Source organism: Eggerthella sp. BIOML-A1 (assembly GCF_009875595.1).
GTDB classification, from domain to species: domain Bacteria; phylum Actinomycetota; class Coriobacteriia; order Coriobacteriales; family Eggerthellaceae; genus Eggerthella; species Eggerthella lenta.
Genome location: NZ_WWRZ01000002.1, coordinates 123,140 through 141,955, shown reverse-complemented (window position 1 = coordinate 141,955; position 18,816 = coordinate 123,140). Strand labels below are relative to the sequence as shown.

General features: G+C 65.2%; 22 protein-coding genes. 16 read left to right on the top strand and 6 right to left on the bottom strand.

What is annotated here, in order from left to right:
* Nucleotides 1–140 precede the first annotated feature (140 nt).
* Entirely contained in the window at nucleotides 141–1,043 is a 903-nt protein-coding gene (locus tag GT590_RS02445) for a DUF2156 domain-containing protein (RefSeq protein WP_161170877.1), read from the bottom strand.
* 345 nt (nucleotides 1,044–1,388) lie between these two features.
* Here GT590_RS02445 and GT590_RS02440 point away from each other — a divergent pair, with 345 nt between their 5' ends.
* From GT590_RS02440 to acs, 5 genes are all read left to right on the top strand, one after another.
* Nucleotides 1,389–1,856, top strand: coding sequence for a GyrI-like domain-containing protein (locus tag GT590_RS02440; protein ID WP_009607894.1), 468 nt, complete (start codon nucleotides 1,389–1,391; stop codon nucleotides 1,854–1,856).
* Nucleotides 1,857–2,089: 233 nt separating this feature from the next.
* On the top strand, nucleotides 2,090–2,794 hold the full coding sequence (locus GT590_RS02430; RefSeq protein ID WP_009607904.1) for a GyrI-like domain-containing protein: 705 nt from the start codon (nucleotides 2,090–2,092) through the stop codon (nucleotides 2,792–2,794).
* Nucleotides 2,791–3,711 (top strand): radical SAM protein, encoded by a 921-nt coding sequence (locus tag GT590_RS02425; RefSeq protein WP_009607828.1) that lies wholly within the window; start codon nucleotides 2,791–2,793, stop codon nucleotides 3,709–3,711. Before GT590_RS02430 ends, GT590_RS02425 begins: the two co-directional genes overlap by 4 nt.
* A 154-nt stretch (nucleotides 3,712–3,865) precedes the next feature.
* Nucleotides 3,866–4,459: a hypothetical protein gene (locus GT590_RS02420; protein WP_009607837.1), complete on the top strand. Its 594-nt coding sequence runs from the start codon at nucleotides 3,866–3,868 to the stop codon at nucleotides 4,457–4,459.
* Nucleotides 4,460–4,500: 41 nt separating this feature from the next.
* Nucleotides 4,501–6,492: an acetate--CoA ligase gene (acs, locus tag GT590_RS02415; RefSeq protein ID WP_161170876.1), complete on the top strand. Its 1,992-nt coding sequence runs from the start codon at nucleotides 4,501–4,503 to the stop codon at nucleotides 6,490–6,492.
* A gap of 72 nt (nucleotides 6,493–6,564) precedes the next feature.
* Here acs and GT590_RS02410 read toward each other — a convergent pair whose 3' ends face one another.
* Both GT590_RS02410 and GT590_RS02405 read right to left on the bottom strand, forming a co-directional pair.
* Nucleotides 6,565–7,401 (bottom strand): MerR family transcriptional regulator, encoded by an 837-nt coding sequence (locus GT590_RS02410; RefSeq protein WP_050784838.1) that lies wholly within the window; start codon nucleotides 7,399–7,401, stop codon nucleotides 6,565–6,567.
* A 197-nt stretch (nucleotides 7,402–7,598) separates the two neighbouring features.
* On the bottom strand, nucleotides 7,599–8,033 hold the full coding sequence (locus tag GT590_RS02405; RefSeq protein WP_009607824.1) for a YjdF family protein: 435 nt from the start codon (nucleotides 8,031–8,033) through the stop codon (nucleotides 7,599–7,601).
* 285 nt (nucleotides 8,034–8,318) lie between these two features.
* Here GT590_RS02405 and GT590_RS02400 point away from each other — a divergent pair, with 285 nt between their 5' ends.
* Together GT590_RS02400 and GT590_RS02395 are read left to right on the top strand one after the other, a co-directional pair.
* Nucleotides 8,319–8,756, top strand: a complete 438-nt coding sequence (locus GT590_RS02400) for a LytTR family DNA-binding domain-containing protein (protein WP_009607806.1) — start codon at nucleotides 8,319–8,321, stop codon at nucleotides 8,754–8,756.
* Between the two features lie 67 nt (nucleotides 8,757–8,823).
* Nucleotides 8,824–9,255, top strand: coding sequence for a hypothetical protein (locus tag GT590_RS02395; RefSeq protein WP_009607911.1), 432 nt, complete (start codon nucleotides 8,824–8,826; stop codon nucleotides 9,253–9,255).
* A 94-nt stretch (nucleotides 9,256–9,349) separates the two neighbouring features.
* Here the strand turns inward: GT590_RS02395 and GT590_RS02390 are convergent, their stop codons facing one another.
* Nucleotides 9,350–9,778 carry a pyridoxamine 5'-phosphate oxidase family protein gene (locus tag GT590_RS02390; protein WP_161170875.1) on the bottom strand — a complete coding sequence of 143 codons (429 nt, stop codon included), beginning with the start codon at nucleotides 9,776–9,778 and terminating at the stop codon, nucleotides 9,350–9,352.
* On the bottom strand, nucleotides 9,775–10,215 hold the full coding sequence (locus tag GT590_RS02385) for a DUF3788 domain-containing protein (RefSeq protein WP_021409803.1): 441 nt from the start codon (nucleotides 10,213–10,215) through the stop codon (nucleotides 9,775–9,777). The genes GT590_RS02390 and GT590_RS02385 overlap by 4 nt, the downstream gene beginning before the upstream one ends.
* Nucleotides 10,216–10,685: 470 nt before the next feature.
* On the opposite strand from GT590_RS02385, the gene rsxC reads away from it, so the two are divergent.
* From rsxC to GT590_RS02340, 9 genes are read left to right on the top strand one after another with little or no spacing between them, the layout of a single operon-like run.
* Complete coding sequence (gene rsxC, locus GT590_RS02380; RefSeq protein ID WP_231566125.1) at nucleotides 10,686–11,963, top strand: electron transport complex subunit RsxC; 1,278 nt, start codon at nucleotides 10,686–10,688, stop codon at nucleotides 11,961–11,963.
* Nucleotides 11,964–12,947: an RnfABCDGE type electron transport complex subunit D gene (locus GT590_RS02375; protein WP_161170874.1), complete on the top strand. Its 984-nt coding sequence runs from the start codon at nucleotides 11,964–11,966 to the stop codon at nucleotides 12,945–12,947.
* Nucleotides 12,944–13,552 carry an FMN-binding protein gene (locus GT590_RS02370; RefSeq protein WP_240129787.1) on the top strand — a complete coding sequence of 203 codons (609 nt, stop codon included), beginning with the start codon at nucleotides 12,944–12,946 and terminating at the stop codon, nucleotides 13,550–13,552. Before GT590_RS02375 ends, GT590_RS02370 begins: the two co-directional genes overlap by 4 nt.
* Nucleotides 13,552–14,259: an electron transport complex subunit RsxE gene (gene rsxE, locus GT590_RS02365; RefSeq protein WP_009306468.1), complete on the top strand. Its 708-nt coding sequence runs from the start codon at nucleotides 13,552–13,554 to the stop codon at nucleotides 14,257–14,259. The genes GT590_RS02370 and rsxE overlap by 1 nt, the downstream gene beginning before the upstream one ends.
* The gene (locus GT590_RS02360; protein WP_009306469.1) at nucleotides 14,259–14,852 is read left to right on the top strand and encodes an electron transport complex protein RnfA; all 594 of its coding nucleotides are present in this window, start codon (nucleotides 14,259–14,261) and stop codon (nucleotides 14,850–14,852) included. Before rsxE ends, GT590_RS02360 begins: the two co-directional genes overlap by 1 nt.
* A gap of 12 nt (nucleotides 14,853–14,864) precedes the next feature.
* Nucleotides 14,865–15,668 (top strand): RnfABCDGE type electron transport complex subunit B, encoded by an 804-nt coding sequence (locus tag GT590_RS02355; protein ID WP_009306470.1) that lies wholly within the window; start codon nucleotides 14,865–14,867, stop codon nucleotides 15,666–15,668.
* The gene (locus GT590_RS02350) at nucleotides 15,640–16,812 is read left to right on the top strand and encodes an FAD:protein FMN transferase (protein ID WP_229066537.1); all 1,173 of its coding nucleotides are present in this window, start codon (nucleotides 15,640–15,642) and stop codon (nucleotides 16,810–16,812) included. The genes GT590_RS02355 and GT590_RS02350 overlap by 29 nt, the downstream gene beginning before the upstream one ends.
* On the top strand, nucleotides 16,809–17,210 hold the full coding sequence (locus GT590_RS02345) for a NusG domain II-containing protein (RefSeq protein ID WP_035585912.1): 402 nt from the start codon (nucleotides 16,809–16,811) through the stop codon (nucleotides 17,208–17,210). The genes GT590_RS02350 and GT590_RS02345 overlap by 4 nt, the downstream gene beginning before the upstream one ends.
* Nucleotides 17,185–17,748, top strand: coding sequence for a Gx transporter family protein (locus tag GT590_RS02340; protein WP_114513596.1), 564 nt, complete (start codon nucleotides 17,185–17,187; stop codon nucleotides 17,746–17,748). Before GT590_RS02345 ends, GT590_RS02340 begins: the two co-directional genes overlap by 26 nt.
* 184 nt (nucleotides 17,749–17,932) lie before the next feature.
* On the opposite strand, the gene GT590_RS02330 is transcribed toward GT590_RS02340, so the two are convergent.
* Nucleotides 17,933–18,814: a sensor histidine kinase KdpD gene (locus GT590_RS02330; protein WP_114513595.1), complete on the bottom strand. Its 882-nt coding sequence runs from the start codon at nucleotides 18,812–18,814 to the stop codon at nucleotides 17,933–17,935.
* Nucleotides 18,815–18,816 lie beyond the last annotated feature (2 nt).

The window sequence follows — 18,816 nt, the reverse complement described above, 5'->3', positions numbered from 1 at the left end:
TGCCTCGACGAAAAAGTTCCGACAACGAGCCCGTCCGAAAAGCCGGCGAGGAATCAGCATCGGGCGACGACGCCCTCACGGCGACTCGACGGTCGCGCGACGATTCACCGACCTTGCGCAATTCTTCTGCTGTGGCAGCGCTAGAGCAAGCGGCCTTGGTACTTTTCCATGAGGGCGCAGGGCTGGTAGCTCAGCTTGTTCTCGCGCAGGCCGGGCAGGCCGAGATCCTCTTCCAGGTTGAGGTAGGTCGCCTTGTCGACGCAGTAGCGCGCGCGCGCGCGCAGAAGGGCGCGCCATACGAAACGGAAGTCGAGGTTGCCCTTGAGCACCATAACGTCGAACGCGCCGCCGGGCAGCACGCTGCCGTATGCGTAGCCTTCGACGGTGCCGCCGATGCGCAAGAGGATGCCTTCGAGGTCGAGCTCCTCGAAGTGGTTCATATCGAGCAGGATCTTCCGATGCTCCAGCTCGAGGGGGTGCTCGTCGGTGCCGCGACGGCGGCTCGTCTCGAACCAAACCTGCTGGTAGGCGCGCAGCTCGTCCATATGGTCGAGGGCGATGGGCTCGAAGGACGCCTCGCTGCCGTACAGCTGGAAGAACTTGTTCGTCTCTCGGCGCTTCTTCGCCAGGCCCGGGCCCTCGTAAGCCGCGATAGTCTTCGTAAGGTAGAGGTAGTCGGCGAAGTTGCGGTCGGAAGAGAATTCGAAGGCACCCGGCAGGTCGGCCTCGAGGCGGTCCTTCTCCTCGAGCGACAGGCCGACGAGGCGCGGCGTGCGGCCCTCGTCCTGCGCCTCGCGCACGAGCGTGCGCACGTCGTCGGCGATGTCGAGCGTGCCCAGCGGCGGATAGTACGCGACGGCGCCGGGGATGCGATCGAGCTGGCGCACGTAGAGCACGCCGTCCTCGAGCGCGATCTGCGTTCCGTACTTCTCGGTAAGCGAGTAGAGGTTGGCGAACCCGAGCGCGGAATCGTTGCGGCCGAGGGGCAGGAGCACGTCGTTGACGGCGGCTTTATCTTCCAAGTGCAGCGTTCTGAATTCCATGGGCCCGCATTTCGCTCGATCGGTTGCTTCGCAGCGGAACAGGATAGCACAAGTGGGCGCCGCCTCGGAAAACGCCATCAACTTGCAACGCGAACCGCGCCGCGAGGGGCAGTCGGGGCAGCCACATTACCAATACGGTCGTTTTTTACCACGCTTCTGACCAGGAGAAACATACTGTTTCACCTGGTCATAGGCTTGCGACAAGATGGCAGAAAACGCCCGGTTTGGCAACGCTCCTACCCGACGAGCGCGCACGGCATCTTTCTCGTAAAACCGGACATGCCCTGTCCGGTTCTGTTCGGTATCGTGTCCTAGTCAGCATATCCAACGAAAGGACACGAAACCATGCACTACGAAATCGTCGAGCTTCCCGCACGCACCATCGTCGGTCCCACCGTCCGCACGTCCAACAACTCGCCCGAGGAAACGACCGTCATCGGCCAGCTGTGGCAGCGCTTCATGGGCGAGGGCCTTGATCGTACCATCTCCGAGGTGCGCGTCGTGCCCTACGGCTGCTTCGCGCTGTACTACGGCTACGACATGAGCGACATGAGCTACGAGCTGCTCGTGGGCTGCGAGACGCCCGCCGAGGCGCCCGAGGGCATGGAGGCGCAGACCATCGCCGCAGGCCGCTACGCGAAGATCGCTATCCGCGGCGGCGACTGCGTGACCAGCGTCCAGAAAGCCTGGGAGGAGATCTGGGCCGACGAGGAGCTGGGGGCGCAGCGCGCGTTCACCGTGGACTTCGAGGCGTACCTGCCCGGCGAGGACATGTCCTGCGCCGACATCGACGTGTTCGTAGCGCTCAGGTAAACGCGCCCGTCGCGGAGGCGGTCTCGCGTGCGCGGGACCGCCGCACCTGTCATACTGGCTCGAGACCTTAAACCGACGAGGAGCCCCGATGGGACACGACTGGATCGGCGATGTGCCCGACGAGCTGCTACGCGACCTGTGCGATCACTCGTACAGCCTCGTGCTCGGCAAGCTCACGAAGAAGCTGCAGCGCGAGATCGCCGAGTAAGCCGACGGGAACTGAAGGAGGAAGCATGGCGTTCGATTTCAAGAAAGAGTACAAGGACCTCTACCTGCCGAAGACCAAGCCCGAGCTCATCGACGTGCCGCCCATGAGCTTCATCGCGGTGGCCGGCACGGGCAACCCGAACGAGGAAAACGGCTCGTACGCCGGTGCGATGGGCCTGCTGTACGCCTTCTCGTACACCATCAAGATGTCGAAGATGGGCGCCTGGCAGCCCGACGGCTACTTCGACTACACGGTGCCTCCGCTTGAAGGCCTGTGGTGGACAAGCGACGAAGCGTTCGACGGGCAGCGCATTTTGGACAAGGACGCGCTCTCTTGGATCTCGCTCATCCGCCAGCCCGACTTCGTCACGCCCGAAGTGTTCGCCTGGGCCGCCGAGCAGGTCGCGGCGAAGAAGCCCGAGCTCGATCTGCGGCGAGCCCGCCTCGTGCGGTTCGCCGAAGGACCGTGCGCGCAGATCATGCACAAGGGACCGTACGACGACGAGCCCGCCACCATCGCGCAGATGGAGGAGTTCGTCGCCGCGTCCAGGATGGTCGACGACATCGCGAACCCAGCGAGCAGCGAGGCCATGCTGGACGCGCTCGATGCGCACGGAGGCGTGCCCGCAGTGCGCCTGCACCACGAGATCTACCTGGGCGATCCGCGCCGCACCAAGCCGGAGAACCTCAAGACGGTGATCCGCCATCCCGTGAAGCCCGCGTCCGCATGAGCGACGCGGCCTCTGCCGCCGCGCCCTGCCCCGTCGTCCGCGCGCGCTCGATCCTCCAGAAAGTGCGCGCGGGCGGCAACGAATGGTTCGGCATCGACTACAACATGAACCTGTACCGCGGCTGCTGCCACGGCTGCATCTACTGCGACAGCAGAAGCGAATGCTACCGCATCGACGACTTCGACCAGGTGAGCGTCAAGTTCGACGCATTGGCCATCCTGCGGCGCGAACTGCGCAGCCGCCGCGTGCGAGGCATCGTGGGCGTCGGCGCCATGTCCGACACGTACAACCCGTTCGAGCGCACTCTGCGCGTGACGCGCGGTGCGTTGGAGCTGATCGAGGAATTCGGCTTCGGCGTGTCGGTGGACACGAAGAGCGCGCTTATCACGCGCGACATCGACGTGCTGAGCGCCATCGGAGCGGCGGGCGGGGCCATCGCGAAGATCACCGTCACCACGGCCGACGACCAGCTGGCGCGCATCATCGAACCGCACGCGCCCTCGCCTAGCGAGCGCTTCGCCGCGCTGGCCGAGCTGGCGGACGCCGGGGTGTTCTGCGGCGTGCTATTCACGCCGACGCTGCCGTTTGTGACGGACGACGATGCCACGGTGCGCGGCGTGGTGGAAGGCGCGGCAGCGGCTGGCGCGCGGTTCGTCTACCATATGACGGGCGTCACCATGCGCGACCGCCAGCGCGACCACTTCCTCGACCGCATCGCAGCCGTGGATCCCACGCTGCCCGAGCGCTATCGCGCGGCATTCGGCGACCGATACTTCTGCAACAGCCCCCGCGCAACCGAGAACCGCGCCCTCTTCCGCTCGCTGTGCAAGCAGCACGGCCTGCTTTGGCGCATGTCCGACATCATCGCCGCCTACAAGCCCTCCCAACCTATGGGAGCGCAGACGAGCCTGTTCTAAGCATGTAAATCGCCGTTCGCAGCCGAGAACCCGCCAATCGCGGGCATAGTCGCCGTGCGCTCGTTGACCCTGTAATCGTTACAGCCCCCATGATGGCCGTACGTCACCGCGCGAATCCGATCCCCATTCCCATCGAACGAAGAGGAGGACGACAATGAAGGTAGCGAACAAAGAGATGAGCGTACGGAAACTCTGGACCTCGAACGAACTGCTCGACGCAGTCAGCGCCCGGAAGGCCGTTTCCATCGGGAAACTCCGCGGCGAGGCTCTGCGCACGGCGCTGAGCGAGATGCGCGACCCCGAGCTTATGGCCTTTCTCTCGAACGTCGACGTGAGCCGCGTAGCCAAGATCGTAGCCGTATCTTCCATCGACGACATCGACCTCCTGCTTGCCATCGCCGCCGGCAACGGTCCCAGCTTCGTCAGGAGAAACGCGCTGCACCGCATCGACGAGCTATGCGATCGCACGCCCCTCGACGTTCGCGGCGCGCAGCGCCTCGTCGCCTGTTTGAGCGAGAAGAGCCTCATCGCCTTCGCAGTCGCGCTCATGGACATGAGCGATTACGATTGGCCTTCCCACTGCGACGTCACCTCGGTAGGCGCGCTGTGCGAGGCTCTGTACTCCTGCACGAGCATCCATGAGACCGTATTGCTCGAAGACGCTTGCGCCCACCTCGCGCATCGCCGTCCCGACCTGCTGTCGAGCATCGGCGCCTGCGCCCCCGACCACTACCCGATGGTGGCCTGATCCTTTTCGATTTCTCGCGTCCGCGCAGAAGGGAGTCCTCAATGAACCGCAACACCCGCAACGCCTTCATCAGACAAATGCTCCAAAACGAAACGTCCATCGAGCCCTCGCCCGAATTCAGCTACAACGCCCTCATCAAAAGCCGACAGGACTACGACGCCATGTACAGCCGCTCCATCGCCGATCCTGAGGCTTTTTGGGCCGATATGGCCACCGAGCACCTTGACTGGTTCAAACCGTGGGACGCCGTCGAGGAATACGATTTCGACTCGGATGAGCCGTTCGTGCGCTACTTCCGCGGCGGGGAGCTTAACGCATCTTGCAACTGCATCGATCGCCACCTGAACGGGCCGCGCAGGAACAAAGCCGCGCTCATCTGGCAGGGCGAGCCCACCGAAGAGGTGGACGTCTACACTTACCAGCGTCTGCATCGCGAGGTGTGCAAGGCGGCGAACATGCTCCGCCGCCTCGGCGTGCGAAAGGGCGATCGCGTGGTGCTGTACATGCCCATGGTCCCCCAACTCGCGATCAGCATGCTGGCGTGCGCTCGCATCGGCGCTATCCACTGCGTGGTGTTCAGCGGCCTGAGCGCCGAATCGCTGAAGGATCGCATCGTCGACTCGGGTGCCACGGTGGTCATCACGTCAAACTACGGATACCGTTCGGGCAAGATCCTGAGACTCAAGGAAATCTGCGATAAAGCCCTTGACATGTGCCCCCAGGTCGAGAGCTGCGTCGTCGTACGCCGCATCGAGAAACGCACGGCCATGAAGGCGGGGCGCGATTTCTGGTGGGACGACGTGCTTGCTCCCGAGGCGCCCCAATGCGAGCCGGAGCGGATGGAAGCGAACGATCCCCTGTTCATCCTCTACACGAGCGGCAGCACGGCGAAACCGAAGGGCATCCTGCATGGCACCGGCGGCTATCTGCTTTACGCCACCCTCACCTCGAAGTACGTGTTCGACCTCAAAGAGCATGACATTTTCTGGTGCACGGCCGACGCCGGCTGGATCACCGGTCATTCCTACCTCGTGTACGGGCCGTTGTCGAACGGAACGACGTCGCTCATGTTCGAAGGCGTGCCCAACTTCCCCAAGCCCGACCGTTTCTGGGAGATCGTTGAGAAGTTCGGCGTCAACATCCTGTACACGGCCCCGACCGCAGTGCGCTCCATGATGAAAGACGGCGACCGCTGGGTGAACGAGCACGACATCTCGACCTTGCGGCTGCTCGGCTCGGTAGGCGAGCCCATCACCTCGAAGGCTTGGATGTGGTACTACTCCACCGTCGGTCACGGCATGTGCCCCATCGTCGACACGTGGTGGCAAACCGAGACGGGCGGCATCATGATCACCTCGATACCCGGCGCAGTGGACATGAAGCCAGGATCGGCGGCGCTACCGTTCTTCGGCATAGAACCGAGGGTCATCGGAGCGGACGGAGCCGAGGCCGATGCCGGCGAGCGCGGCAGTCTCGTGCTGACGAGGCCATGGCCGGGCATGATGCTGGGCGTGTACGGCAACGCGAAGGCTCACAAAGACGTGTACTTCCCCACCCCCGGCTACTACCTCACGGGCGATGGCGCCTATCGAGACGAGGATGGCTACTTCTGGATCACGGGTCGCATCGACGACGTGATGAACGTGTCGGGCCACCGCATCGGCACGGCCGAAGTTGAAAGCGCGCTCGTCTCGTACTCGCAGGTCGCAGAAGCAGCCGTCGTAGGGTACCCGCATTCGGTGAAGGGCGAGGGCATCTATGCCTACATCACCGTCAAAGAGGGAACGGTCATCGACGCCGACCTGCGCGACCGCCTGTTCGTGCACGTACGGGAGAGCATCGGGCCCATCGCCACGCCCGATGTCATCCATTTCGCCAACGCGCTGCCGAAAACGCGCAGCGGTAAAATCATGAGACGCATCCTGCGTAAAATCGCCGCGCAGGAGACGGAGGATCTGTGCGACATCTCCACGTTGTCCGAGCCTTCCGTGGTGCACGAGCTCATCCAAGAGACGAAGCGCATGAGCGCCTAGAAGGCCCGCTCGCGCACGAAGAACCGCCCGCGATCCGTCGAACGGATCGCGGGCGGTTTCGCGTCGGGCGGCTTACATATCGACAAGCACCGAGATATGCAACAGGTAGTCGTCCGCAGAGTCGGACATGAGATACGAGTTCATATCGAACTCGTACACCGGCCCCACGAGATCGAGACCCTCTTCTTTGACGTAGTCAAGCAGCTTGGCATAGGATCGCGCAACCGTGCTCGTGCCGCCCCTATGAAGAATGACCGCGTAATTGCCCCGCGGTTTGCACGCCAGACGACCCTCCAGAAGCGCGGGGTGGGAAGGGGGCGAGATCCAGGTGATGAGCTTCGTGTAGACGAAGTCTTCAGGGTGATCGGAACAAGGAAAGTGCACGATACGACCCAGGGGAAACTTCGTCACGCCGGCAGACGATTTGCAAAACTCGGCATGCTCGCTCACGGCCTGGGCGAACGCCTGCTGCGTGCGCTCAGGCTTTACGTCGGTCGTGATGAGCCACGTTTCATCCCAGAACGACAGTCTCGGCTTATCCTTCGGGAACAGCAAAGCGCGCTGGGTGATGTAGCGCATCTTCTCGATCATCCCAATGCGCGCGTCCAACACATCGCGCTGCTTCTTCATCTTCTCGATGCCCGCCTGCGTGGCCTCGAGGAAGAGGTCGGTGGTACGGTTATCGAGATAGGTCTTCACCTCTTTCATGGACATGCCCGTATCGAGGAAGAACCGAATGGCGTCCATAAGGTACAGCTGCTTGAGCGAATAGTAGCGGTAACCGTTCTTGCCGATTACCTTCGGCTTCAACAAACCGACCTTGTCGTAATGGATGAGCAGTTCCTTGCTGACGTTGCACATCCGAGCAAACTCCCCGGTGGAGAGAAGCAGTGTCGAGGGTGGCTGCATGTCATCCTCCTTTTTGCCGCGCCCTCTTGGGGCGTTTGCTTTGAGTATACCGTGCATGAAAGATATTTCCCCTGATATATACGGGTAAGGACGCAAAACGACCGCCAGCGCGCGTCCCTTCGCATGACCTCTCGCGTCGCAGCGCGGGAAGCGGCACGCCACGCAGAGCATCAAGGGAGAATGAGGATTCCGGGCCTCTACCTTCCGCGATGCTTCTGCTTTCGTTTCTGCCGCCTGAGAGCGAATCGACGCTCGGCTTGCGCTTGGCGAGCCTCGCGGGCCAAGGCTCTGGATTCGATTTTGCGCGCCTCGTAACTGATGCTCATGGCCTGCTGGGCTTTCGTGCCGACGCCGGCTCGCTCCACGAGCTTGCGCGCCTCGCGCTGACGACGCTTCGGGTTCGCATGGGAGAGCACGGCATCCGCTGTCGCAGACGGATCGGCCGCCATATCGAATGCAAGCGTCGTCCATCGCCGCACGATAAACGCTACCAGCTCTACATCGGTGGGTTCGGCGGCGCCGAACACGACGCGGCATGCGCCGTAGCGGCCTTCGTCCGCATGCTCGAATATGCCGATCCAGAATTGACCGTCATGAAGCACGGTCAGCGTGATCGAAGTGGTGACCTGCATGGTTGCTCCTCCTTGTATGTGGTTGCTGCGCGAAGGACGGACAACCAAGGAGGCAGGTTACTGACGAAGCCGTTGACGCGTCGAGCGCGGCATAGGGTTCGCGTCCGGACTACCGACCGGACCGTGTTTTCACCTTCGCACGGGCATCATACCAAGAGAGCGCGCGCCGGTGCAACTGGAGCGCGTCGGAATGCAACTCGGTCGCTGTCGCCTTGTGCGCACCGAACGCATTCGGCATACTGACGACGTTGGCCAACCACCCGCTCACCAAGGGAAGGCACGCCCATGAACGTCACCATCACCGAGGACCCTCGGCTCGCCGATATCGAAGTGGCCGTATCGTGCCCGCGCATCGACGAGCGCGTGCAACGCATCGTCGCCGGGCTGAACGCTTTCGAGCGCAAGCTGACCGGCGAGCGCGACGGAGCCACGTACCGCCTCGACATCGACGGGATATGCTATGTCGAGACGGTCGACGGACGCACGTTCCTCTACACCGAGGACGCGGTGTACCGCACGCCGCTTCGGCTGTATGAGCTGGAGGACAAGCTGGCCGGCACCGAATTCGTACGCGCATCCAAGCAGCTGCTGGCGAACTTCGACCACGTGGTTGCCATCCGCCCGGCCATCAACGCGCGACTGCAGCTGCTGCTGGACAACGGAGAATCGGTGATGGTCTCGCGCCAGTACGCGCCCGCCATCAAGCGCAAGCTGGGGCTGTGAGCCGATCCGCCCCGCTGCCGCATCGCAACCCTTCCGCAACTCAATTCTCCATGCAAAGGAGCACCTCATGAAAAAGATCATCGCACAAACCGCAACCGCCGTCTGCATCGTCTTCACCGTGATGATGGCCTGGTTCCTCGCCATGGGCTACCTGTTCGCCGGGCCCAGCTACGGCCTCAACCTCACGGCAAGCCTGTACGGCGCCGCCTTCGGCATGGCGGCACTCCAAGCGATCTGGTTCACGGGCGCGCTGATCAAGAAGCTTCCCTACCCGGCGCGCATCGCGGGCTTCGGCGCGTGCCTGCTGCCGGTGCTCGCGCTGTGCGCGTGGTTGGGCCAGTGGCTCCCAGCAGAGGATCCCGGGGCGTGGGCGAGCTTCGTCGTGATCTACCTGTTCATCCTCGCGGGCATGACCGCAGGCTACACCGTGTACTACAAGAAGACCGCCGGCGGCTACGACGAGGCGCTCGCGCGCTACCGCGAGCAGAACCGCCGCTGATACCGCGCAGGCGAGCCGCTGAACGCGAGCGTCGGCGGCATGTTGGAGATACTCGCGCAGACGCTGCTGTTCAGCATCGCGGCCGCCTGGTGGGTCAAACGGCCGGCACGGCGAAATCCTCGGAGCTGAAGTTCTGGTAGTAGCGGCCTCGCTCGGCCGTGAAGCGCAGCACGCAGTAGTCGGGATCGGTCACCCCCAGCGGATAGTACGTTTCGTCGCCGTCGAGCCATATCAGCTCCTTGGCCCACGCGTCTTCGAGCACTTCCATCGTGCCCTTGAGCATGACGCCGCGGAAGAACCGCCGGTCGACGAAGTAGATGCACGCCTGCGGATGAGCGCGGTAATGCGCGGCCCGCATGGACGGGGTGTTCGACGTGAAGTAGAACGTGCGGATGCCCTCGCGCTTGCGCGGCGGCAGCATGGCCTTGATCTCGGGGTAGCCGTCCTCGTCCACCGAGCCGACGAAGGAGGTGTTCTGACGGTCGATGAGGTTGCCGATGGTCTGTTCGGGGTCTCGCATCATGAGCGCGCTCCTTTTGGCGCGGCGCGCAAGAGCATGAGCGCCTCGGCGTCGCGCAATATGCCCTCGCTGGTTATTTCGATCATGAGCCAGCGGCCCATGCTGCTGTCGGCCGAGCGCTCGTACAGGGCGCGCACGTACGGGTCGGCCGTCGCGAGCAGCGCCTCGGCCTCATCCTTCTCCCTCGAGCCCACCGACACCATGCAGATGAAGAAGCCGTCGCGCGGATATACCGTGCACAGCGCGCGGCCGCGCGCCTTGTACTTCACGTTCCAACCCGGAGCGCCGCCGCATCGGCTGTACTCGATGCGCGGTTTCGCGCCGTAGCTTTCGTCGACGAACGCGGTGAACGCGTCCCACAGGGGATGGTCGATATAGCCGGCGATGTCTTCCATCGTCGGCTCGCGATCGAGGGGAAACAGCTCGTGCCAAGCCGCCATGGGCATCCTCCTAGCTTCAGGGGCGAATAGACGCAGTATATCACACTGCAGAATGCTTTGATCGGGAATTTAAGAACTTATGTTCTCTATTTTTAGAGAGAGCGGCCAAAGAGGGGCGGGCGACCGGCGCAGCATGGAAGGCATCGGTCCCCGGACGCATGCCGCGCCATCGTGAGCGGCACCGTCCACCGGCGAATTGCGCACGCGAGAATCGGCGCACGCGCCTTTGGCGAGCGACGTGGTTTCCCTTCACCGACGATTCCTGGAATCGGACGTGCGGCTCACGTAGGATGACCAGCATCTCATAACGCAACGAGTTGAGCGCTTCGCCTTGCCCGCAAACGGCCAGGTGAGGCTCAGTCCTATCCGCGCACCGGCCAACCGCGCCAGCCAACGCCCTTCGAGGGGAGTGAACGCCCATGAACGCCACCGCCCTATTGTCGCGATTCCGACGCACGCGAGGCGCCGTCGTGCCCCATCGCAAGGACACGGCGGAACTGGAAACCATCGACATGCCCGTCCCAAGCGAAATCGTGCTGCCCATGCAGCAGCATATCGGAGCGCTGTGCGAACCCGTCGTGAAGAAAGGGGACCACGTGGACGTGGGCAGCCTCGTCGGGCACGCGCCGCGGGGTCTGTCCGCCGACATCTTCAGCGGCGTGTCGGGCACCGTGAAGGCCATACAGCCCGTCTTCTATTCGACCGGCAAAACCGACACGACGGTGATCATCGAATCCGACGGCGCCCAGACCGTCGCGGACACGGTGGCACCCCCCGAGGTGACCGACCAGGCGTCGTTCCTCGCGGCAATAAAGAAAAGCGGTCTGGTGGGCCTGGGCGGCGCGGGCTTCCCCACCGATATCAAGCTGGCGCCGCCCAACCTCGAGGAGATCGACCTCTACGTGGTGAACGCCACGGAATGCGAGCCGTACCTGTCCACCGACTACCGCGAGATGATGGAGAGCCCCGACGACGTGCTGTTCGGCATTCGCGAGACATGCAGGCACCTCGGCATTCCGAACGCGATGATCTGCATCGAGAGCAACAAGCCCAAGGCCATCGAGCTCATGCGCGAGCTCACGAAGGACGATTCGTCCATCCAGGTGAAGGCGCTGCCCAGCCGCTACCCGCAGGGAGCCGAGAACGTGCTCGTGCACAATGCCACGGGACGCGTCGTCCCGCGCGGAAAGCGCCAGACCGACGTGGGCGTCATGTTGAACAACGTGACCACCATGGCCTCCATCGGACGCTTCCTGAAAACAGGGATGCCCCTCGTCAAAAGACGCTTCACCGTTTCAGGCGACGCCATCGCTCGCCCTTGCAACGCGAACATCATCATCGGCACGCGCCTGCGCGACGTCATGGAATTCGCCGGGCTGACGAAGGAGCCGCACAAGGTGGTGCTGGGAGGACCCATGATGGGCAACGCCCAGATCGATATGGACTACCCGGTCATCCGCCAGAACAACGGCGTGCTCGTGTTCAGCAAAGACGCCATGGAACAGCCCGCCACCACCGCATGCATCCGCTGCGGTCGCTGCACGAACTCGTGTCCCATGCAGCTGTCGCCCATCGCTATCAAGAAGGCGTACACGGTCCAGGACGCGAAGAAGCTCGACGACCTCATGGCGGATCTGTGCATGGGCTGCGGCACCTGCTCGTTCGTCTGTCCAGCCAAACAGCCGCTCGCCCAGACAAGCAAACTTGCGCGCGACTTCATGCGCGCCGAGATGGCAAGGAGGGGCTAGATGAAACATACGACGAAACGACCGCTTGTCCTCTCGACGCCGCCGCACGTGTTCGACGGCATCACCACGCAGAAGGTCATGCTGAACGTGGTGATAGCGCTCGTGCCCACGCTGATCGCCTCGTTCGTGATATTCGGCTGGCGGGCGCTGCTGGTTACCGCCGTGACCACGGCGGCCTGCGTGCTGTTCGAGTACCTATGGTGCCTGCTGCGCAAGACCCCCCAGACGGCAGGCGACCTGTCCGCCGTGGTCACGGGCTTGCTGCTGGCCTTCAACCTACCCTCCACCATCCCGCTGTACATGGCGGTGATCGGCTCGTTCGTGGCCATCGTCGTGGTGAAGGAACTGTTCGGCGGCATCGGGCGCAACTTCGCGAACCCGGCCATCGTGGCCCGCATCGTGCTGTCGGTGTCGTTCACCGCGGCCATGACGAACTACGCCGCGCCCCAGGGTTTCCTCCCCGGCGCAACCGGCGTCGATGCCGTGAGCTCCGCCACGCCGCTGGCCCCGGGCGCCGCGCAGCTGCCGTTCATGGACCTCCTGTTCGGCGTGCACCCCGGCGTGCTGGGCGAGACGTGCGGCATCGCCATCCTGCTGGGCTTCGCCTGGCTTCTGGTCACGCGCACCGTCACGTTCACCATCCCGGGCGTGTACGTGGGCACCGTCATCGTGTGCAGCCTGCTCACCGGCCACGACGTGGCCACCCAGGTGTTCTCAGGCGGACTGCTGCTGTGCGCCGTATTCATGGCGACCGACTACACGACCTCGCCCACCACGTTCAAAGGCCAGGTGATCTTCGCCGTGGGCCTTGGGCTTATCACGTGCCTCATCCGCTTCTGGGGGAACATGAACGAGGGCGCGGCGTACTCCATCCTGCTCATGAACCTCGTGGTGCCGTACATCGACTCGCTCACGGCAACCACGCCGTTGGGCGGCGAGAAGAAGCGCCGCTTTGCCCGCGCGAAGAAAGAAGGAGGCGAATGATGGCGAACGCACCCGACACTCCCGCCGCGCCCGCTCCAACCCTCTGGAACAGCCTGGTGAAGCCAGCCGTCGTCCTCGTGCTGATCTGCGCCATCGTAGGATTCCTGCTGGGCTCGGTCGACAACCTCACGTTGCCCACCATCACGGCGAACCGCGAGGCGCGCGCCTGGGCGACCTACAACGCGCTCATCCCCGAGGCGACCGACTTCGAGGCGCTGTCCTGCGACGTGCCCGGCGTGACCGCGCTCATGGAAGCCGACGACGATTTGGGCTACGCCGTCATCGCGCAGTCGAAGGGATACTCCAGCCAGGTTCCCATGGCCGTGGCCTTCGACGACGAGGGCACCATCACGAACGTCATCGGCATGGACAACACCGAGACGCCCGGACTGGGCACGAAGGTGCAGCTGCCCGATTTCACCGACCAGTTCCTCGGCCGCGCCGCCGAGCCCCTGACCATCGACGACATCGATGCCGTCACGGGCGCCACCATCTCGTCCAAAGCAGCCTTGGCCGCCGTGAACGAGGCCATCGAAGCCTATCGATCCGCTGCCGGCGAGGCGCCTGCCGCCGCCGCAACCTCGACGGAGAAGGGAGCAGCATAATGGCAGCCATCGACCAAAAGCCCTCGGCGCTTTCCGTATTCAGCAAGGGCCTGCTCATCGAGAACCCCACGCTGCGCCAGATGCTGGGCCTGTGCCCCACCCTCGCCGTAACCACGGCCGTCACGAACGGCATCGGCATGGGCGTGGCCACCACGTTCGTGCTCGTCTGCTCCGGCATCGTGGTGTCGCTTCTGCGCAACATCATTCCCACCACCATGCGCCTGCCCGCCTTCATCACGGTCATCGCCGGGTTCGTGACCATCGTCATGATGGTCGTCGAGGCGTACCTGCCCGACCTCAATCAGGCGCTGGGCATCTACCTGCCGCTTATCGTGGTGAACTGCATCGTGCTGGGCCGCGCCGAGGTGTTCGCCTCGAAGCACCCGGTGAAGGACGCGGCGCTCGACGGCCTCGGCATGGGCGCGGGCTTCACCCTCACGCTCGTCCTCATGTCGGCCATCCGCGAGCTCTTGGGCGCGGGCACCCTGCTGGGCTTCCCTATCCTCCTCGGCATCGTCGAGCCCATGACCGTGTTCATCATGCCCCCGGGCGGCTTCGCCGTGCTGGGCGTGCTGATCGCCATCTCGGTGGTCTTCGAGATGCGCCGCAAGCGGCGCGCGGGAGAGCCGGAAGACGAGGCCATCGCATCGCAGGAAGACGTGTGCGCGTCGTGTCAGATGTGCGACCTGAAGGAGCGTGAGGCATAATGGCCGAGTACGCCGCAATCCTATTCAGCATGATCCTGGTCAACAACTACGTGCTGGTGAAGTTCCTGGGCATCTGCCCGTTCCTCGGCGTGTCGAAAAAGCTTGACTCGGCCGCGGGCATGGGCTGCGCGGTGACCGTGGTCATGGTGCTTGCCACCGCCGTCACGTGGCCCTTGCAGCAGCTGCTGAACGCGCTGGGGCTGGGCTACCTTCAAACTATCGCGTTCATCCTGGTCATCGCCGTGCTCGTGCAAATGCTGGAAATCGTCATCCGCTACTTTCTTCCCGCGCTGCACGAGGCGCTGGGCGTGTACCTGCCGCTGATCACCACGAACTGCGCGGTGCTGGGCGTGACCATCCTCGCCGTGGACGAAGGCTACAACTATCCGGAAGCGCTCGTGGCCGCGCTGGGCGCCGGTCTGGGCTTCCTGCTGGCGATGGTGCTGTTCAGCGGCGTGCGCCGGCGCGTGGACGAGGCCGAGCCGCCCAAGGCGTTCAAGGGCATGCCCATCACGTTGATCTCCGCGGCCCTGGTGTCCTTGAGCTTCATGTGCTTCGCGGGCGTGGCCGACAACCTGTTCGGCGTGCTGTAGGAAGGGGGACGAATGGACACTGTCGTTTGGACCGTTGTGCTCATGGCCGCCGTCGGCCTCGTAGGGTCGGTGCTGCTGCTGATCGTCTCGCGCAAGCTGGCCATCGGCGAGGACGAGCGCCTCACCTACCTCATGAGCATCCTGCCGGGCGTCAACTGCGGTGCCTGCGGCCACCCCGGTTGCGAGCAGTACGCGAAGGCCATGATGAACGGCGCGCCGCCCAACGCCTGCACCACCGGCGGCGACCGCGTCGCGCAGGCGCTGGCCGCGTACCTGGGCGTGGAGTCCACGGGCGTGGTGCAGCGCGAAGCGTTCGTGGCCTGCCAAGGCTCGCTCGACCATATCGACCCGCAGCTCGTGTTCAAGGGCGTTCCCAGCTGCCGCGTGTTTAGCACGCTGTCGTACAGCAGCTTGTCGTGCCCGTTCGGCTGCCTCGGCTACGGCGACTGCGCCGAAGCGTGCCCGTTCGACGCCATAGTCGTGGAGAACGGCGTGGCGCGCATCGACACGGCAGCCTGCACCGGCTGCGGCACGTGCGCGAAGATATGCCCGCGCGGCATCATCTCGATGGTCGACCAGGCCTCGTCGCCAACCGCCTCCGTAGTGACGTGCAAGAACACCATGGCAGGCGCGAAAACGCGCAAGGTGTGCAGCGTGGGCTGCATCGGCTGCCAGAAGTGCGCGAAAACCTGCCCCACCCAGTCGATCACTGTGGAGAACAACCTCGCGCGCATCGACACGGACACGTGCATCGGCTGCGGAACGTGCATCGAAGTGTGCCCGACCCATGCCATCAGCAAACTGGTGTTCCAGTGATGCCATGGTGAAGCGTTTCGCGCGACAGAACCGAACCACCCGCTCGTCCCGTCGTTCTTGGACCGGACGAGCGTTTGCTGCGCTGCTCGCGTGCGCGCTGGGCGCTGCGCTGGCCGTCGGCCCCGTCGGATGCGTGGGCGGCGAGCCCGACGGGGCGGACGTCCCGACCACAACGGCCACCAGCTCCTTCACGGCTATGGACACCGGCATGACCCTCACCGTGCACGCCGTCAGCCAAGCCGTCGCTGACGACGCGGCAAACGCCTGCCGGCAGCGCGTCCTCGAACTGGACGAGCTGCTGGCCCCCGAGAACGCGACCAGCGAGATAGCCCGGATCAACGCCGCAAGCGGCGCGTCGACGGCCGTCTCGCCGGCGACGGCCGCGCTCGTCGCCGCGTCGCTCGACGCGGCGCATCGCACGGGCGGCGCCTTCGACCCCACGGTGTACCCGCTGACGAGCGCCTGGGGCTTCACGACCGGCGACCATCGGGTGCCCTCCCCCGACGAGGTGGCCGCGCTGCTGCCGTGCGTGGGCTACGCCGCCGTGCAGGTGGACGAAGCGGCTGGCACCGTCACGTTGGAAGACGGCGCGCAGATCGACGTGGGCGGCGTGGCGAAGGGCTTCGCAGCCGACGAGCTGCGCGCCCTGCTGCGCGAGCGCGACATAACCTCGGCGCTGTTCGACCTCGGCGGCAACGTGACGGCCCTCGGCTCCAAGCCCGACGGCTCGCCCTGGAAGGTGGGCGTCGCCGACCCGGACGACCCCGGGAAGCTGGCGGGCCTGCTCGAGGTGCGCGACGCCACGGTGTCTACCTCGGGCGCCTACCAACGATACTTCGAAGGCAAAGACGGAACGCGCTACCACCACTTGCTCGACCCCTCCACCGGCTATCCTGCCGCGTCCGACCTGGCCTCCGCAAGCGTCGTCGGCGCGGACGGCGCGCAATGCGACGCGCTGTCCACCGCCTGCTTCGTGCTGGGGCTCGACGGCGCCCTCGACCTGTGGCGCGCGGCCGCGGCGGACGGCGATGCGGCGTTCGACCTCGTGCTGATCGCCTCCGACGGTCGCACGTTCGTCACCGACGGCATCGCCGATGCGTACACTCCGGCCGCCGGAACCAACGCCCAGGTGGTGCGCTCATGAAACGCCGCGCGAGCAAAGCGGAGCTGCTGTTCGCAGCCGTCGTCGTGGTCGCGGCCATGGGCGGGTTCGCCGTCGCGCACGCCGCGGGTGCCGCCAACCCGAGCGGCCATGCCGTCGCTACCATCGCCCGCGACGGCGTCGTGATCGAGACCATCGACCTCGATGCCGTGAAGAACCCTTACACGCTGCGCCTCGAAGACGAGCGCGGCGTGAACGTGGTGGCCGTGGAGCCGGGCCGCATCCGTGTGGCCGAAGCCGACTGCCCCGACGAGGTGTGCGTGCACACGGGTTGGATCGACGGTCCTGCCATGCCCATAGCCTGCGTGCCCCACGGGCTGACCGTCACCGTCGCGCGGGAAGGAGACGATGGCGATGGCCTCGACGCCGTGGCGCGCTAGCATCGCCGCCCCTTCCACCCTGCGCGTCTGCCGCTGCGCCCTGATGGCCGCGCTCGCTTTGGCGCTGGCTGCGCTCGAATCGCTCATCCCCGTCCCGATGCCCGTGCCGGGCATGAAGCTGGGCATCGCGAACGTCGTGACCGCGGCGGCCGCGTTCTGGCTGGGCCCCGTCGATGTGGCCGTGGTTCTGGGCGTGCGCATCGTGCTGGCGGCCTTCTTGACAGGCCAGCTGGCGACGCTGCCGTTCAGCATCGTGGGCGGCGCCTGCGCGCTGGCGGTGACGTTGGCGTTCGTCCGCTTCTCGTCGCCGAATCGCGTGCGCCTCGCCGCCATGGCGGCGGCGGTCGCGCACAACATCGGGCAGATCGCCGTGGCCGTCGCGGTCACCGGCACGCCCGAGATCGCGTTCTACCTCCCCGTTCTGCTGGTGGCGGGCATCGCGGCGGGGTTCGCCACCGGCACCGTCGCGCAAGCGGTGCTCGACCGGATTCCGCACGCGCATGCGACGGCCGACCGCGGAAAGCGCGTTCGTGCCTGACCGCTTCGGCCCCTTGTGCACTGCCCGCCGCTGGAAGCGCGCCCCATGGAGCTGCCGCCCCTCGCCTACGAAGCCCACGTCCGTCCCGGTGCGCCGCGCGTCGTGCGCGACGTGCTGGATGCCTGCATCGACAGCTTCAAGCGAACCGGCTGAGCCGGTGTCGCCGGGATGCCCTATACACCGGCTACTGCAGTTCCACGGTCACGCGGAGGAAGTCTCCCTCGAGAGAGGCGGCGGCGGTGGCCCCCATGGAGGCGGCCAGCTGGGAGACGATGGCCAAGCCCAAACCTGCCCCCGCGCTCGATCGAGCGCCGCCTCCTTGGTAGAAGCGCTCGAACAGGCGGTCGACGTCGATCGCATCCGGATCATCCACGCGGTTCTCGAACGTCACGCGCCCGCCGCGCTGCTCGATGACGGGCGCCGCCGCGCCGTGGCGAAGCGCGTTCGCCGTCAAGTTGCGGAAGATGCGCGCGAGCGCCTCGGCATCGGCCTGCACGACCGCCTCGTCGTCCAGCAGCACGCGCGGCTCCCAGCCCCGCTCGCGGAACTGCGGGTACAGCCCGGCCAGCACGTCTCCCAGCACGTCGGCCGGACGCACCGGCTCGTACGCCACCTCGAACGACGGATCGTGCACCTGGGCGAACGAGAACAGGTCGTCCAGCAGCACCCGCACGTCGTCCAGCCGATGGGCGGCGGCGCTCAAGTAGCGCTCCTTCGCCGCGGGATCGGCCTCGTCCTCCACCAGCTGCAGGTAGCCCTGCGCCCCGGCCAGCGGCGTGCGGATGTCGTGCGACAGGCACGTGAGCCCCGCTTGGAACGCCTGGCGCGCCTGCTGGGAAGCGATGCGCTCGTTTTGCAGCTCGTCCAACTCCGCATTCACGCCGCGCGCGATGCCCAGCACGCCGCGCGTGCGCACGAACGCCGTCATGCGGGCATTGCCGGTAGGTTCGCGCTGGTCGAGGAATCGCGCCATGCGCCGCAGCTCCCGCTCGTATCGGAAGGAGACGAGCGCCGCCCCCGCGGCGAACGCCGCAATCGCGACACCGGCCAGCACGAACCCGTTCATGT